At 63.1% G+C, this 16,572-nt stretch carries 13 protein-coding genes, 1 other RNA gene and 1 pseudogene; 5 read left to right on the top strand and 10 right to left on the bottom strand.

The genetic code is table 11. The features are described 5' to 3' along the window. Complete coding sequence (gene rsmH / locus ACSQ3L_RS15900; RefSeq protein WP_436160817.1) at positions 1–1,035, bottom strand: 16S rRNA (cytosine(1402)-N(4))-methyltransferase RsmH; 1,035 nt, start codon at positions 1,033–1,035, stop codon at positions 1–3. Beyond that, positions 1,032–1,490, bottom strand: a complete 459-nt coding sequence (mraZ, locus tag ACSQ3L_RS15895; RefSeq protein WP_436163457.1) for a division/cell wall cluster transcriptional repressor MraZ — start codon at positions 1,488–1,490, stop codon at positions 1,032–1,034. Before mraZ ends, rsmH begins: the two co-directional genes overlap by 4 nt. A 410-nt stretch (positions 1,491–1,900) precedes the next feature. Between mraZ and ACSQ3L_RS15890 the strand changes: the two genes are divergently transcribed. Next, positions 1,901–3,016: a cystathionine gamma-lyase gene (locus ACSQ3L_RS15890; RefSeq protein WP_436160816.1), complete on the top strand. Its 1,116-nt coding sequence runs from the start codon at positions 1,901–1,903 to the stop codon at positions 3,014–3,016. Positions 3,017–3,025: 9 nt separating this feature from the next. Here ACSQ3L_RS15890 and ACSQ3L_RS15885 read toward each other — a convergent pair. The 7 genes and pseudogenes from ACSQ3L_RS15885 to ACSQ3L_RS15855 all read right to left on the bottom strand — a co-directional run bounded on the left by ACSQ3L_RS15885 (position 3,026) and on the right by ACSQ3L_RS15855 (position 7,066). Then, positions 3,026–3,327, bottom strand: a pseudogene (locus ACSQ3L_RS15885) (type II toxin-antitoxin system RelE/ParE family toxin). Continuing rightward, positions 3,324–3,599, bottom strand: coding sequence for a type II toxin-antitoxin system ParD family antitoxin (locus tag ACSQ3L_RS15880; RefSeq protein ID WP_436160815.1), 276 nt, complete (start codon positions 3,597–3,599; stop codon positions 3,324–3,326). Before ACSQ3L_RS15880 ends, ACSQ3L_RS15885 begins: the two are co-directional and overlap by 4 nt. Before the next feature lie 169 nt (positions 3,600–3,768). After that, positions 3,769–4,178: RNase P RNA component class A (gene rnpB / locus ACSQ3L_RS15875), an RNA gene on the bottom strand. A 50-nt stretch (positions 4,179–4,228) separates the two neighbouring features. Continuing rightward, entirely contained in the window at positions 4,229–4,954 is a 726-nt protein-coding gene (locus ACSQ3L_RS15870) for a lytic transglycosylase domain-containing protein (protein ID WP_436160814.1), read from the bottom strand. Positions 4,955–5,163: 209 nt separating this feature from the next. Next, entirely contained in the window at positions 5,164–5,919 is a 756-nt protein-coding gene (locus ACSQ3L_RS15865) for an N-acetylmuramoyl-L-alanine amidase (RefSeq protein WP_436160813.1), read from the bottom strand. Further along, positions 5,916–6,635: a TerB family tellurite resistance protein gene (locus tag ACSQ3L_RS15860; protein WP_436160812.1), complete on the bottom strand. Its 720-nt coding sequence runs from the start codon at positions 6,633–6,635 to the stop codon at positions 5,916–5,918. Before ACSQ3L_RS15860 ends, ACSQ3L_RS15865 begins: the two co-directional genes overlap by 4 nt. Positions 6,636–6,805: 170 nt before the next feature. Beyond that, positions 6,806–7,066 carry a hypothetical protein gene (locus ACSQ3L_RS15855; RefSeq protein ID WP_436160811.1) on the bottom strand — a complete coding sequence of 87 codons (261 nt, stop codon included), beginning with the start codon at positions 7,064–7,066 and terminating at the stop codon, positions 6,806–6,808. A 193-nt stretch (positions 7,067–7,259) separates the two neighbouring features. Here ACSQ3L_RS15855 and ACSQ3L_RS15850 point away from each other — a divergent pair, with 193 nt between their 5' ends. Genes ACSQ3L_RS15850 through ACSQ3L_RS15840 form a run of 3 tightly spaced genes read left to right on the top strand, consistent with a single transcriptional unit; the run spans position 7,260 to position 13,295 of the window. After that, positions 7,260–11,216: a hydantoinase B/oxoprolinase family protein gene (locus tag ACSQ3L_RS15850; protein ID WP_436160810.1), complete on the top strand. Its 3,957-nt coding sequence runs from the start codon at positions 7,260–7,262 to the stop codon at positions 11,214–11,216. A gap of 43 nt (positions 11,217–11,259) precedes the next feature. Then, complete coding sequence (locus ACSQ3L_RS15845; protein WP_436160809.1) at positions 11,260–12,558, top strand: DUF3419 family protein; 1,299 nt, start codon at positions 11,260–11,262, stop codon at positions 12,556–12,558. Then, complete coding sequence (locus ACSQ3L_RS15840; RefSeq protein ID WP_436160808.1) at positions 12,555–13,295, top strand: class I SAM-dependent methyltransferase; 741 nt, start codon at positions 12,555–12,557, stop codon at positions 13,293–13,295. Before ACSQ3L_RS15845 ends, ACSQ3L_RS15840 begins: the two co-directional genes overlap by 4 nt. A 688-nt stretch (positions 13,296–13,983) precedes the next feature. Here ACSQ3L_RS15840 and ACSQ3L_RS15835 read toward each other — a convergent pair. Next, the gene (locus ACSQ3L_RS15835) at positions 13,984–15,363 is read right to left on the bottom strand and encodes a serine hydrolase domain-containing protein (protein WP_436160807.1); all 1,380 of its coding nucleotides are present in this window, start codon (positions 15,361–15,363) and stop codon (positions 13,984–13,986) included. 220 nt (positions 15,364–15,583) lie between these two features. Between ACSQ3L_RS15835 and ACSQ3L_RS15830 the strand changes: the two genes are divergently transcribed. Then, complete coding sequence (locus tag ACSQ3L_RS15830) at positions 15,584–16,384, top strand: glycoside hydrolase family 25 protein (RefSeq protein WP_436160806.1); 801 nt, start codon at positions 15,584–15,586, stop codon at positions 16,382–16,384. Positions 16,385–16,572: the final 188 nt, after the last annotated feature.

The following is a 16,572-nucleotide window of genomic DNA, read 5'->3' as shown; positions in this document are numbered from 1 at the left end:
TTACCTCTCCCCCGGCCGATCGAGGCCGGGAAGCTTTGGAAGGCCGAAAATCGAAAAGTCGCCACCGCGCGCAGGCGCCTCGGTGCGGATTGCCGCGCGCAGCCTGGCCGAGCGGGCGCGCGGATTGGCCGCCACCTCGGCGTCGCCTGCAGTCACGCCGCCACCGGCCTTGCGGAAGGTCGCGGTGCGCGCCTGTGCCTCGGGCAGATGCCGCGAGCCGGTCGCGACGTCGGCCCGGTCGGCGATGAAACGCTTGACGATGCGGTCTTCCAGCGAATGGAAGGTCACCACGGCGAGCCGTCCGCCCGGCCTCAGAGCGCGTTCGGCGGCAAACAATGCCTTGGCCAGTTCGCCAAGCTCGTCATTGACGAAGATGCGCAGCGCCTGGAAAACCCGCGTGGCCGGATGGATCTTGTCCTTCGGCGCGCGGCCGATATGCGTCTCGATGGCGTCGGCCAGTTCCAGCGTCCGTTCGAACGGGCGCTTTTCGCGGCGAGCCTCGATCATGCGGGCAATGCGCCCGGCGTGACGCTCCTCGCCGAGGAAGCCGAAGATACGTGCCAGATCGCCCGGCTTGAAGGAGTTGACGACGTCGGCGGCGCTGAGGCCCGCTTGCGCCATGCGCATGTCGAGCGGCCCGTCGGCGCGGAACGAAAACCCGCGCTCGGCCTGGTCGAGTTGCATTGAGGAAACGCCAATATCGAGCACAACCCCGTCGGCGCTCTCGACATGTTCGTCCAGCGTCGAGAACGGCGCCTGCACCAGCCGCAGCCGGCCGCCTGACTGCACTTCCAGATCCCGCCCGGCAGCGATCGCATCGGGATCGCGGTCGATCGCCACCACGGAGGCGCCCGTCGCCAGAATAGCCCTGGTGTAGCCGCCGGCGCCGAACGTGCCGTCGATGATGATATCGCCCTCGGCCGGTTGCAGCGCTTCGAGCACTTCGGCAAGGAGGACCGGAATGTGGCGGGCCGGTCCGCCAACGGCGTGCCCATCTACGGCGCGAGAAGGGTCATCGCCGTGGCCCACCGTCATTCCGGTCGCTCCCCAGGCTTCGTCCCCTGCCGAAGCTGCAAAAGCCGGACTCGCGCCTGCGCCCCGTAGGCGGCAAGCCGTCCCGGCTCCCAGATCTGAAAGAAATTGCCGCGCCCGACAAAGGCCGCTTCCGTCGAAATGCCCGTGTGTTCGCGAATGAAATCGCTCATCGTGATGCGGCCGTCCTGATCGAGTTTCAAGAAGGCTCCATCGCCATGGCAAAAGAACGACATGTCGTCCGCCGTCTGCAGGAAGGGATCCTCCAGCGCGATGCGCTGCTCGTAGCGGTCGAGCAGGTCGAGCCCGCCGACATCCATCGCCGGCAGATCCAGGCAACGCAAGGCGTAGAGTTCCGAATAGCCGCGCTTCTGCACGACGGCACGGAAATGCGCCGGAACGGACACCCGTCCCTTCGCATCGATCCTGCTCATCGTGTTTGACAGAAACCGGTCCATCACGCTTTACAGCCGCTTGCGCCGCCGCACCCCTCTCCATCTTGTCGAACGCACCGCCGCGGCGCGTTCCCTGCCCCGTATCAGCCTCATCCGCATGGGCAAAAACCGGCAAACGCGCAGCCGCTGCGGCTGCCCGATTGGCGTACGCTTTACCCTGACGCGGAACGAAGGCTTTGATGTCTAGATGGGATATCATGGGGCACTATGGGCGTCAACGGGAATAGGCTTCACAAACACGCGCATCGCGACCTGCGAAATCAGCCTTGACGGCACGTCTCGTCTTTATGGTCTATTAAGCCTAACGAAGCGTTTAGAGGCGCCTGGCCCAACCGGACGCGCCTTGCCGCGCGCCGCTGCCGGGCATAGCGTCTCGCCGCATCTCGTCGGTCGCAAACAGGGTTGGAAATTCAATGTCTGAAACAGCAAAGTCACGCGCAGCAGCACTTCCCCATCTGCGTCGCAGCGGGCTTGCCATGGGCGATTCCATTCCCCTGCCCCTGACCATGACCGCCATTTTTCACGCGCCCGGCGACGCCACCGGCTTCAATCAGTATGGCCGCTTCAGCAACCCGACCTGGGATGCGGTCGAGCATATGCTGGCGCATCTGGAGGATGCGCCCTGCGTCGCCTTCCCCTCGGGAATGGCGGCGATCTCGGCGGCGTTTTTTGCCGTGCTCAAGGCCGGCGACCGTATCCTGCTGCCTTCGGACGGCTATCACACGACAAGGGCGCTGGCCGATCGCTTCCTCAAGCCGCTCGGCATCACCTACGATGTCAGGCCGACCTCGACCTTCCTCGATGGCGGCTTCGACGGCTATCGTCTGGCCTTTGTCGAAACCCCTGCCAATCCAGGGCTGGATATCTGCGATATCGCGGCCGTCGCCAATGCTGTTCACAAAGCCGGCGCGATCCTTGTGGTCGACAACACAACGATGACGCCTTTCGGCCAGCGACCGCTCGACCATGGCGCCGATATCGTCGTTGCCGCTGACACCAAGGCGCCCAATGGCCATTCCGATGTGCTGTTCGGCCATGTCGCCAGCCGCAATGCCGATATCATCGCCGCCGTGACCGGCTGGCGCGAGGTTTCCGGCAGCATTCCTGGACCGTTCGAAGCCTGGCTCGTGCATCGCGGCCTTGAGACACTCGATGTGCGCTTCGACCGCATGTGCTCTTCGGCCGAAATTATCGCGCGGCGGCTGCAGGGCCATCGGGCAATCAGCGGCCTGCGTTATCCCGGACTGGAAGGCGATCCGTCGCACAACCTTGCCCGCGCCCAGATGGAGCGCTTCGGCTTTCTCATCTCTTTCGAACTCGCCTCGGAAGACAAGGCCGAGGACTTCATCAACAATTGTGCCTTGATGCAGGCCGCGACATCTTTCGGCGGCGTCCACACCTCGGCCGAGCGGCGCCTGAAGCGAGGCGATGCGGTCTCCGCCGGTTTCGTTCGCCTCTCGGTCGGCTGCGAGCCGGTGGAAGAGCTTTGGAAGGCGATCGAGGCGTCGCTGGACAAAATCGGCGGCTGACCGGACCGATCACGGGCCGAGATCGTCGGCTTCGATGTTGCGATGGCCGTGCAGCACGCGGATGATTTCGATCGCGTCATCCCCGACACGATACAAGGTGAGATAGTCGCCAACGATCAAATGACGGACGCCAGGCGCGATATCCTCGCGCGGCGCGCCTGAGAAGGACAAGAGGCCAGTTGCCGCCACCGTGCCTCGAAGCGATCGAGCAACCTATCGGCTGCGGCCTCGCTGTCTCTTGCAACATGGAGCCAGATCGCGATCAAATCGTCTTCTGCGGGTGCGTTCTTGACAATGGGCAGCAGTTTCATGCTGCGTCGTCAGATCGCAAGCGCCTCCGCGCCTCGGCCTTGATTTCATCCATCGACGCAAATCGTCCAGGTCCGCCGTCGATGCCTTCCTGCACCAGCTTGCGCAACTCATCGAGCGTATAGCCGAAGAGATCGCGGCGGTCCTTCCATTGTCGCAACGCATCGCGGATCACTTCGCTGGCCGACGCATATTCGCCGGCGGCGACGACATCGTCCACTGCTTGCGCCAGTTCCGGCGACAGCGTGATGCTACGTTTGTCGACCTGTCCCATGAGAGGCTCCCGATGCCCTTTGCCGACCTATGGTACGATTTAATCGTACCAATTTCAAGCAATGACCATCCTCGCTCGTACGGATGGACGGCCGAACAAGCTTGAATCAACAGGCGCGCCCGAGGGCGCAACCTGCTGATCTCAAAGACTTCTCTTCGATATGGAGAGAATTGCCAGCTGGCCTGTAAGCCGGGTTCTGTATGGCCCTCGCGCCTTGCGGGGCGAGAACGTGGCGGCCATTCATCTTGGGCGCATGTTGCCATGCGCCTCACGCAACCTACCCGGACGGTGAGCCGGAAACAGCCCTCGAGGGTTTCCCCTCGCACCGCCCCTATTCGGTCTTGCTCCCGGTGGGGTTTACCGTGCCGCTCCTGTTGCCAGTCGCGCGGTGGGCTCTTACCCCACCCTTTCACCCTTGCCCCGAATCCGGCAAGCCGGATCGTGGCGGTTTGCTTTCTGTGGCACTTTCCCTGGGGTCGCCCCCGCCGGCCATTAACCGGCACCGTGTTTCCATGGAGCCCGGACTTTCCTCACCCACGACCTTTCGGCGTTTGCGGGTGCGGCCGCCCAGCCAGCTGGCAAGGCGTATAAAGGGGTTCACGCCCGAAAACGCAAATGAAAAAGCAGACTTATGCGGGCGATCCAAGCGCAGCCATCTGCACCTTGACCTTGCCGCAATAAGCGGCCGACACCGGGTTCATCCGCGTTGCGGCGTGTCCGGCATTGTATTTCAGAATCGTGCCGCAGGTCGTGCCGCCGCCGAGACTACGCGCCATGGCAAGGTATTTCATGCCGTATTTGATGTTGGTATCGGGATCGAATAGGCCCTTGGCGGAGCCGTTATAGCCCATCATCCGCGCCGTTGCCGGCTTGATCTGCATCAGGCCGATCTCGCCGGCGCTGCCGACGATATTGGGCCGGTAGTTGCTCTCGATCTTGATGACCGCCGTGGCGAGCGACACCGGCACGCCTTCGATCGCCGCATAGCGGGCAACAATTGCGGAATACTGGCCACTGCTGGCCACCGCGGCCGTCGACGCCGCGACGTTCCTGAGGCCAATCGATGCCGTTCTCGTCATGTCAACGGTCTTGCGACCGCGCTTCGTCTGCCTTTTGGTGGACTTCTTCGGCTTGGACCAGCTTGCCTTTTCAGCTTTGGCGGAAGCCCGCTTCGTCGCCTGGGCGTCGTGGCTTGCCTTGCCGCTTCTGGCCTGTGGGGCCTTGCCGCCTTTCGCGGATACCACGACAAGCCCTTGATCGGCCCTCGGGCTGAGTGGCGCGGCATCCGCGGCACTGAAGGCAAAAGTCATTACGCCGGCAGCAAGAGCTGCCGTTAAAACGGTAAATTTCTGCATGTGATCCTGTTCTGTCTGAACCGCGCGAAGATGTTCACGCAGCAACGCCTAATCAACATCGGAACAACCCGGGGGGCTTGGGGTCCGACATCTGCACGTCAGCCGTTTGACGCCCGAATTGGTGTCAAACAAGGCCAGGCAAGTCACTTTGAGTGACAGCTTGTAACTTATGGATGGAAAGGGTTGCTTTGGGAGGGGCTTTCCGGAGCTCAGGGCCTCACGGAAGCAAGCAGCCTTTGCAGCGTCCGCAGCGTCGAGCCATCGGCGACGCCATCCACCTTGCGCGGCCGGAAATGCCGCTGAAACGCCTCGACGACGATCTCCGTCTGACGGTCGAAAATACCCGATATCTCGACGCCATAGCCGTAAAGTGCCAGCATCGACTGCAACGCCTCGACATCGCCGCCGGTGTCGCCGGCTGTCAGGGAGGCTCCTGGTCGCACGGGTGCTGCGGCCACGAGATGGCCGACCCCGGCCTCGAACAGCGTCCGCCACGGAAACTTCTCGCCCGGATCGATCTTGCGCCCCGGCGCCACGTCGGAATGCGCCAACACCCGCTCGGCGGCTATCGAATGCCGCCCGGCGATCCCCCGGCACAGCCCGATCACCGCATCGATCTGCCGCCTGGGAAAACCGGGATAGCCCAGCGAATGTCCCGGATTGACGATCTCGATGCCGACCGAACAGGAGTTGATGTCGGCGCGTCCGAACCACGAAGCCTTGCCGGCGTGCCAGGCGCGATCGCTTTCCCTGACCATCTGCACGATGTGCCCGTTCTCATGCACCAGATAATGCGACGAGACCTCGCTGGCCGGGTCGCACAGCCACCCCTCGGCGCCGGCGCCGGTCGCCATGCCGGTGTAATGCAGCACGATCATGTCGGGCTCGAACGTCCCACGCCGTGGACCGAAATTCGGCGATACCCTGACCTCGGCACGTGGTTCGTCGGGCAGGAAGCCGCTCATGCGTGGCGCAGGCCCCGCTCGATCATCTCATAGGCGGCATTGATCGCCGCTACCCTGGTCGTTGCTATCTTGATGAATTCCTGCGGCAGGCCGCGTGCGATCAGCCGGTCCGGATGATTGTCGGAGACCAGCTTGCGATAGCGCTTCCTGACCTCTTCGAACGGCTTGCCGCGCTCGATGCCAAGCACGACATACGGATCCCTGGCGCCCAGATCGACGTGCCGCGCCATGATGCTTTCGTAATGGGCCTCGTCGATGCGGAAAATCTGGGCGATGCGGTGCAGAAAGACGCCTTCGTGCTCATGCACAAGGCCGTCGGCCTTGGCGATGTGGAACAGGCCGTCGAGTATGTCTTCCAGCATCACGCAATTGGAATGCCCGGAACCGCACATCTGCGCCATCCGCTCGGCATAGGTCTCGAAACCCGCCACGTCGCGCTGGGCGAGATCGAACAGCCGCGCCACATTGCGCGTCTCCTTCGGCGGCACTTCGAAGATTTCCTGGAAGGCGCGCACCTCGTCCTGCGTGACGATGCCATCGGCCTTGGCCATCTTGGCCGACAGCGCGATCATCGCCACCGAGAAGGCGACGCGCCGGCGCAGATCCGCATCGCCGGAGAAAACCGTGCGCACGGCCTCGACGACGTCGGCGACACCCGACGAGGTTGAAGATGAAACGCGGGTGATGAACTCGCCGAGGCGATCCCAAATCGACATGGCCTGCTTCTTAGTGCGCGCGCTCCCAGCTATCAAGCCGGGAGAGTGCCGCAGGCTTTTGCACGACGGTCGATTTGACGCCAACATATGTAGCCGCGGCGCGGATCGAATGAGAAAGGCCGACGTGAGCCGGCCTTTCTCATTCATCACACGAAGTGCTGCGTTACTGACTACTGCGCGGGCGCAGGAGCTGGCGTTGCCGGAGCCGGCTCGGCAGGCTTCTCGGGTGTGATGCTCTTCGTGGTCGAGTTATCGGTAGCCGGAGGCGTTGCTGCCGGCGGCGTTGCTTCCGGGGTAGCCGGCTTCATCGGTTCTTCATTGGCCGGCGGGTTGGTGCTCTGGGTGGTGGTGTTGTCCGTGCCGCTGTCACTGCAGGCGGCGACGCCAAGCAAGGCCAAAGCGGAAACGGACGCGAGAATGAGCTTTTTCATTTTGTCTCTCCTTCAACACACGCTCACGTTGCCGTGAACGGTCGAAGGAGAAATGCAGCAGATGGCCATGAGTTTCGTAACGTTGCGTTTCCGCATGTAACATCGCCGGGTCCATTTGCGATTGCCGGTCAGGCGATGGCGAACTAACAGAATGTGCTGAACCAAAGATCGAACAGAAAGTGCCGAGGCTGTCATGACCGAAAAATGGGATTTCTGGATCGACCGCGGCGGCACGTTCACCGATGTCATCGGCCGTGACCCGCAAGGCGGGCTGCATCCCCGCAAGCTTCTCTCCGAAAATCCCGAAGCCTATACCGACGCCGCCATCCAGGGCATTCGCGACCTTCTCGGCTTGTCCTCCGGCGACACTATCCCGCCCGGCCTGATCGGCGACATCAAGATGGGCACCACGGTCGCCACCAATGCGCTGCTGGAGCGCAAGGGCGACCGTGTACTTTTGCTCATCACCAAGGGCTTTCGCGATGCGCTCAAGATCGCTTACCAAGCGCGCCCGGACATCTTCGCCAAGGAGATCATCCTTCCCGAACAGCTCTACGAGCGCGTCATCGAAATCAACGAGCGCGTGCGCCCCGATGGCGACGTCGAACAATTGCTCGACATCGCCGCCTGCCGGCCGGCGATCGAGCAGGCCAGGGCCGATGGCATCGATGCCGTTGCCATCGTCTTCATGCATGCCTGGAAATACCCCGACCACGAGAAGGCGGTGGCAAAGGTCTGCCGCAAGCTCGGTTTCGGCCAGGTCTCGGTCAGCCATGAGGTCTCACCGCTGATCAAGCTGGTCGGCCGCGGCGACACCACCGTGGTCGACGCCTATCTGTCGCCGATCCTGTCGCGATATGTGCAGAGGGTGGCGGGAGAGCTCGGCGTTTTCTCCCCCCTTGAGGGGGGTGAGGAGCGGTCGGCCGAAGGCCGAGAAAAAGCCAACGATTTGGCTTTTTCAGCGACGAACGCCCGGAGCCATAGCGAAGGGCAGTCGGCGAAGCCGACAGAGGGGGTCGGTCAAGGCAGCGCGCAACCTCGAGGAACGTCGAACCCGGTCGATCCGACCCCACCCGGCGGCTTCGCCGCCACCCTCCCCTCGAGGGGGAGGGAAAGCCCTCGCCTTATGTTCATGATGTCCTCCGGCGGTCTCACCGCCGCGGACATGTTCCAGGGCAAGGACGCGCTGCTGTCGGGGCCGGCCGGCGGTGTTGTCGGCATGGTCGAGACGGCCAGGCTCGCTGGCTTCGACAAGGTCATCGGCTTCGACATGGGCGGCACCTCCACCGACGTCGCCCACTATGACGGCGAATACGAACGCGCCTTCGACACCGAGGTCGCCGGCGTGCGCATCCGCGCGCCCATGATGCGCATCCACACCGTCGCCGCCGGCGGCGGCTCGATCCTGCACTACGAGGCCGGCCGTTTCCGGGCCGGACCGGACTCGGCTGGCGCCAATCCCGGCCCGGCCGCCTACCGGCGTGGCGGCCCGCTCGCCGTCACCGACGCCAATGTCATGCTGGGCAAGCTGCAGCCCGATTTCTTCCCGGCCATTTTCGGACCCGGCCAGGACAAGCCGCTCGACGTCGAGACGGTGCGGGCAAAATTCGCCGCGCTCGCCGCCGAGATCGGCGATGGCCGGTCGCCCGAAGCCGTCGCCGAAGGCTTCGTCACCATTGCTGTCGAAAACATGGCCAACGCCATCAAGAAGATCTCCGTCCAGCGCGGCTATGACGTCACAGAATATCTCCTGAACTGCTTCGGTGGCGCCGGCGGCCAGCACGCTTGCCTGGTTGCCGACGCGCTCGGCATGGAGGCGGTGCTGATCCATCCCTTCTCCGGCCTGCTGTCGGCCTATGGCATTGGCCTGTCTTCGGTCTTCGCCTCGCGCCAGCAGGCGCTGCTGAAACCGCTTGCCGAAGAGTCCAGAACGGAAATCGGCAACCTCATTGCCACCTTGAGAGAAGCCGTTATCGCCGAACTCGCGGCGCAAGGCATCGCCGAGGATGCGGTGGCCGCCAAGCCCGCGCTGCACATTCGCTACGACGGCACCGACACGACACTGCCGGTGAACTTCGAGGCAGACTCGATTTTCCAGGCCAGGCGCGATTTCGAAATCGCCCACAAGGCGCAGTTCGGTTTTGTCTATGACGACAAGCCGATGATCGTCGAGACCGTCGGCGTCGAAGGCACCGACACCGGCGGCACCGGCCGCGACGAAAGTGCAGCGCAAACCGAGGAACTTGCCGTAAGCCCTTCGCAGACCCGCGAAATCTTCACCGAGGGAGAGTGGCGCGCTTCAGGCATTTTTCGCCGCGAGGCGCTGAAGCCGGGAAACAGGGTTGCGGGTCCCGCCTTGATCATCGAGCCGAACCAGACAATCGTCATCGAGCCGGGCTGGCAGGCCGAAATCACCGCCAGGAACCATGTGCTGTTGCGCCGCGTCGAGAAAAAGCGCCGGCAGGCAGCACTCGGCACCGAGGCCGACCCGGTCATGCTGGAGGTCTTCAACAATTTGTTCATGTCGATCGCCGAGCAGATGGGCGTAACGCTGCAGAACACCGCCTATTCCGTCAACATCAAGGAAAGACTGGACTTTTCCTGCGCCGTCTTCGACCGCACCGGCGCGCTGGTCGCCAATGCGCCGCACATGCCGGTCCATCTGGGTTCGATGGATCGTTCGGTGGAAACCATCATCCGGCTGAATTCCGGCGACATCCACCCCGGCGACGTCTTTGCCCTCAACGCCCCCTACAATGGCGGCACGCATCTGCCCGACATCACCGTCGTGACGCCGGTGTTTTCCCTCCCCCTTGAGGGGAGGGTGGCCGCGCAGCGGACGGGTGGGGTCCTCTCAGAAGGCACCGCAAGAACGTCGAGCACTGCCGCAACGACCCCCTCCGGCGGCTTCGCCGCCACCTCCCCCTCGAGGGGGGAGGAAATACTCTTCTACGTCGCCTCGCGCGGCCACCATGCCGATATCGGCGGCACGGCGCCCGGTTCGATGACACCGCTCGCCACCACCGTCGACGAGGAAGGTGTGCTGTTCGACAATTTCCGCATCGTCGATCGCGGAAAATTCCGCGAGAAGGAGCTGGAAACGCTGCTCACCGACCATCGCTACCCGGCTCGCAATCCGCACCAGAACATCGCCGACCTCAAGGCGCAGATCGCCGCCAACGAGAAGGGCGTCGCGGAACTGCGCAAGATGGTCACGCATTTCGGCCTCGATGTCGTCGAGGCCTATATGGGCCATGTCCAGGATAATGCCGCCGAAAGCGTGCGCCGCGTGCTGGAGCGGCTGCCCGACAGATCTGAGTACGAATACCCGACAGACACCGGCCAGGTCATCAAGGTGAAGATCACGGTCGACCGGCAAAAGCGCGAGGCGACTGTCGACTTCACCGGCACCTCGCCGATCATGAAGAACAATTTCAACGCGCCGGAACCCGTCGCCCGCGCGGCCGTACTCTATGCCTTCCGCGTCATGGTCGAAGACATGATCCCGATGAATGCCGGGTGCCTCAGGCCCATCAACATCATCATTCCCGACGGCTGCATGCTGAAACCCTCCTACCCCGCCGCCGTGGTCGCCGGCAATGTCGAGACCTCGCAGCATGTCACCAACGCGCTGTTCGGCGCCATGGGCGCCATGGCCAACGCGCAAGGCACGATGAACAACCTTACCTTCGGCAACAAGACCTACCAATATTACGAGACGATCTGCTCCGGTTCGCCGGCGGGCCAAATGAACTCCGGCCGCGGCTTTGCCGGCACCTCCGGCGTCCACACCCATATGACCAACTCCCGCCTCACCGATCCGGAAGTGCTGGAACTGCGCTTTCCCGTTCTGCTCGAGGATTTCCACATTCGGGAAGGTTCCGGCGGCAAGGGCAAATGGAACGCCGGCGACGGCACCAAACGCACCATCCGCTTCCTCGAAAAGATGGAATGCGCAATCCTGTCCTCGCACCGCAACCGGCCGCCGCAAGGTCTGGACGGCGGCGGTGATGGCGAGGTCGGTTCGACCAAGGTGCGCCGCAAGGACGGCACGATCGACATGCTGAAAGCCTGCGACCAGACCGTGCTTCAGGCCGGCGACGCCGTCATCCTGACGACGCCGACGCCGGGGGGATTTGGCCGGCAATGAGATCGCCCCCGAGCCGCTAGCCGGCTGCTGTCATTCATCTGTCATGCCCCGGCGCTACCCGCTTGCGGCAAAGCAAATGGGGAATCACTTTGCCATGACGGACGTTTCCGCAGATCTGGTTTTTCGCCGCGGCAAGGAAGTTGGAAAGGCCGTCTACCAGAACCGCCCGCTGTCGAAGGCAGGCATTTCCGAGCGGCTGTTCGCCTTCCTGTTCTCGGGCCTCGTCTATCCGCAGATCTGGGAAGACCCCGACGTCGACATGGAAGCGATGCAGCTTGGCAAGGGCCATCGCGTCGTTACCATCGCCTCCGGCGGCTGCAACATCCTGGCCTATCTCACCCGGTCGCCGGCACGGGTGGACGCGGTCGACCTCAACGCCGCGCACATTGCGCTGAACCGCATGAAGCTTGAGGCAGTGCGCCACCTGCCTTCGCAGGGCGATCTGTTCCGCTTCTTCGGCGCCGCCGACACCAGCCACAATTCGGCAGCCTACGACCGTTTCATCGCGCCGCATCTCGATCCGGTCAGCCGCCACTACTGGGAGCGGCGCAACTGGCGTGGCATCAGGCGCATCGCCGTTTTTGACCGCAATTTCTACCAGACAGGCCTGCTCGGCCTGTTCATCGCCATGGGCCACCGCACGGCAAAATTCTTCGGCGTCGATCCCGCCGGCATCATGCAGGCCAAAAGCATCGGTGAGCAGCGCCGCTTCTTCTATGAGGAGTTGGCGCCGGTCTTCGACAGGAAGCTGTTGAAATGGGCGACGTCGCGCAAGGCTTCGCTGTTCGGCCTCGGCATTCCGCCGGCGCAGTACGATTCGCTGATCACCTCCGGTGACGGCACCATGGCCAGTGTGCTGAAAGCCCGGCTGGAAAAGCTCGCCTGCGATTTTCCGTTGGAGAACAACTATTTCGCCTGGCAGGCTTTCGCCCGGCGCTATCCGAACCCCGGCGAGGCCGCCCTGCCCGCCTATCTCGAAAAACAGAACTACGCGACCATCCGCGGCAATGTCGACCGCGTCGCCATCCATCATGCCAATCTGATCGAATTCCTCGCCGGCAAGGACGCCGGCGCGGTCGACTGTTTCGTCCTGCTCGATGCACAGGACTGGATGACCGATGACCAGCTCAACGCGCTGTGGGCGGAAATCACCCGCACCGCGTCGGCCGGCGCCCGCGTCATCTTCCGCACCGCCGCGGAGCCCAGCCTGTTGCCTGGCCGCGTCTCAAGCTCGCTGCTTGACCAGTGGGACTATCAGGACGAGGCTTCGCGGGAATTTTCGGCACGCGACCGCTCGGCCATCTATGGCGGCTTCCACCTCTATGTGAAGCGCGCGGCATGAGCACCACCGAGCTGCCCGCCAGCCCCGAATTCAAGGCTAACCATGCCGAACTGATGGACGGCGTCTATCGCTGGCAGCGCCACATCTATGACCTGACCCGCAAATACTACCTGCTCGGTCGCGACCGGTTGATATCAGGGCTCGACGTCCCAGCCGGCGGCACCGTGCTGGAACTCGGCTGCGGCACCGGCCGCAACATCATCCTCGCCGCGCGCCGCTATCCCGATGCGCGCTTCTACGGCCTCGACATCTCAGCCGAAATGCTGGAGACGGCCAGCGCTGCGATTGCCCGCGAAGGCCTGGTCGATCGTGTCACGCTCGCCCAGGGCGACGCCACGGCATTCGATGCCAGGGCGCTGTTCGGACGCAATGGCTTCGACCGCATCTTCGTGTCCTACTCGCTGTCGATGATCCCCGGCTGGGAAAAAACGGTGTCGGCGGCGCTTGCCGCACTGTCGCCGAACGGTTCGCTGCACATCGTCGATTTCGGCCAGCAGGAAGGCCTGCCGGTCTGGTTCCGCGCGTTGCTGCGCGGGTGGTTGAAAAAGTTCCACGTCGCACCCCGTGAATCGCTGCGCGAAGTGCTGGAATCGGAATCTCGGCGAACCAGGGCAAGCTTCCGTTTCCGCACGCTTTATCGCGGCTATGCCTGGCTGGCCGTAATCGGGCCGCACACCCTCACCTCCCCAGTGATGGGGGAGGTCGCGCCGAAGGCGCGGGTGGGGTTGACGCGCTAGGCACCCCACCCCGGCGCTACGCGCCGACCCTCCCCATCGAGGGGAGGGTAAGGAAGCCAATGCAGCGCCTTCACCAATGCCGCCACCATCGTCCGCGCCGATAGCCGAGCTTGGTCGGCATCAGCCCCAGCCGCACCACCGCGTATATGGTTGATCAGCGCCACACTGTCATGGAGGCCTTGGCGGCTTCCCAGGACAATCGACGCAAGTCATGAAAAATGGTATATCGCCCCGTCTCTATTTCCCTCAAGGAGGAGAACATGAGTGCGCGGGGAATCTTTTTGTTAGCTGCTTGTACGATTTTTTTGAGTTCGTCTGCGATGAGTAGCTCAAGCGTAAATATGCCAATTAGTTGGAATATTTCATATCCTGGCGATACCGAAGACCAAAACCAAAGTCGGCCTACAAAGCAATATCTTCAGACTGCGCAGCAGGATGTCTGCTGTCCTGGCGGTTATCCCTGGTATCGCAATTCAACAAATATGTGTTACGGGAGCTATGAAGATTGCCACGATACCGATGGTGGAGGCTGGTCCTGCAGACAGGTAAACGCCTGCTAGGATCATGACTATTAAGTTGCTTGCACCAATGCATGTCGCCCAAAATTGACCTCGGTTTTGGGAAGACGACATGCATGGAAACAACGATCTAAAGCGCGTCGCCTGAATCCGTTCAAACGCGACGCGCTTTAGTGTAGCGCCTTCACCAGAGCTCCCACCATCGTCTGCGGCCGGTAGCCGACCTTGGCCGGCGTTAGCCCCAGCCGCACCACCACCAACTGCTCCGAGGGAATGATGGCGACCGTCTGCCCGTCATGGCCTTCCATCCAATAGATGTCCTTTGGCAGGCCTGCCGCCACGCCGGCGCCGGGGTTTTCCTCGTCGCCCGGGGCTTCGATCCACAACTGGCCCTTGCCGTAGACCTTCGAGGCCGATGCCGGCTCCCGCATCCAGTCGACGAAGCCGGCCGGCAGGATCCGGTTGCCGTTCCACACGCCGCCTTGCAGCAGGAATTGGCCGAAGCGCGCCCAGTCATGGGCGGTTGCGTAGAGATAGGACGAGCCGACGAAGGTGCCCTGCTCATCCGTTTCAAGCACCGCGCTGCGCATGCCGAGCGGTTCGAACAGCGCCGTGCGCGGCCACGTCAGCGCCTTGGCCTTGTCGCCAACCGCGTCCTGCCAGAGGCGCGACAGCATCACCGCCGTGCCGCTCGAATAAGAGAACACCTTACCCACTTCGCTGGTCAGCGGCTTGGCTTCGGCAAAGCCCGCCATGTCAGGTTCGAGATAGAGCATGCGCGTGACGTCGGCGACGTCACCATAATCCTCGTTGAACTCCAGCCCGCTCGACATCGCCATCATGTTGGCAAGGTTGATCGCGGCGCGGCCGTCCGCCTTCCATGGCGCGAACAGGCTTTTGCTATCGAAAGCCATCTTGCCGTCCCTCACCAACGTGCCGACGATCGCGGCGTTCACCGTCTTGGTCATCGACCAGCCGAGCAGCGGCGTCTTGGCGGAAAAGCCGTCGCCATAGCGCTCGGCGACGACGCGGCCGTTCTTGACCACCACCACCGCCCGCATGCCGGTGCCGGTCAGTGCCGCATCGTCCAGCAGCTTGGCGACCACCGGATCCTGTGATGCCTCGACCCGCTCGCCCTCCGGCCACAGCGCGTCCTGGCTGACAGCCGACGGCTTCGCTTGGATCACTGTCCGCCGGACCTTGCCGACGTCGCCATCGGGAACTGAAGCGCAGCCCAGACCGTCGCGGGCGACGGCAACGCTCTTGCCGAGGAAGCCGAAGAGGCCGGCCGAGACCGTTCCCCTGTTCTTGTCCACCGAAACCCGCATCAACCTGAGCAGCGGGTGCCCGGGCGCCTGCACGTCGACAGCCAGCACCTCATTTGCGTCGCGGCCGGCGATGAAGACGTTCGAACAAACGATCTTGGCCGAGTAGCCCGAACCGACGCGGATCAACTCCGGCGGCGCGATATAGAGCCAGGCAAACAGCGCGACGATCGCCAGCACGATCAGGCCAAGCAGCCATTTGACGATCTTGACCACGATCCGCATTCTTTCCTCCGGCCTCGCCGACCTTATGTCATCGATTTGCCGCCATTGCTTCCGCAAATCATGGTGCTTGTCGAGCGCCGTCAACGGATTATCAACCATGATCGGCGATCACAGGATAGGTTGGGCGATGCTGTGGGGCGATCGCCCGATGTCACCAGTCGCGGGGGCCATCCGCAACAGAACCCATCAGCGACCGGCTGAATCCGGCTCGGGATTTGCGATGCGCCGTTTTGCGGGCCTGATCATGCTGACGCTGCTTGGCGCCTGCTCGACCGTGGACGATCTCTCGCCGCTGTCGCCGTCCGCGTCGAGCAGCCCGACGGTCATTGTCCGCGCGCCGCGCTTTGCCGATTCCAAGCCGCATGAATGGGAAAGCGGCGCGCCGTGGAACTATGCCGTCCACGGCACCGACGTCTCCAAATACCAGACCTCGGTCGACTGGCCGGCAGCCAGAGCCGGCGGCATCTCCTTCGCCTTCATCAAGGCGACCGAGGGTGGCGACCGTTTCGACGAGTATTTCAACGAACATTGGGCTCGTACGAAAGCCAACGGGATTCCACGAGCCGCCTATCATTTCTACTATTTCTGCACCCCGGCTGCCGTGCAGGCGCGCTGGTTCATCCGCAACGTCCCTGTCGACCGCTCGGCGATGCCGCCCGTGCTCGACATGGAATGGAACCCGCAATCACCGACCTGCAGGCTGCGTCCCGACGCGGCCACGGTGCGCGCGGAGATGGCAACCTTCCTCGAAATCGTCGAACGGCATTACGGCAAGAAGCCGATCATCTACACCTCGGTCGATTTCTTCGACGACAACGGACTGTCGGGCTTCCGCGGCTATCCCTACTGGCTGCGCTCCGTCGCCGGCCATCCGCGCGAGAAATACGGCAGCCACCCCTTCACCTTCTGGCAGTACACCGGAACCGGCATCGTTCCCGGCATGACCGGCAAGTCCGACATCAATGTCTTCAACGGCAGCGAAGCGGCCTGGAATAAGTGGCTGAGGCAGAACACCCGCTGATGGCGTGTCAACGCAGCGAAGCCGCAGGGAATAAGTGGCCACGGCAGAACACCCGTTGACACCGTGGCAACGGCAGCGAGTCCGCCGGAATAAGGGGCTGCGGCAGAAGAACCGTTGACACCGGGCCTGCCGCCTGCTTTTCGACACTGCCAGCGGTAAAGACTGCAACCGCCGGTATTTGAGGGCGT

Origin of the sequence: Mesorhizobium sp. LjRoot246 (assembly GCF_964254115.1) — a bacterium.
Lineage (GTDB): Bacteria > Pseudomonadota > Alphaproteobacteria > Rhizobiales > Rhizobiaceae > Mesorhizobium.
This window is presented reverse-complemented; position numbering and strand designations above follow the sequence as displayed.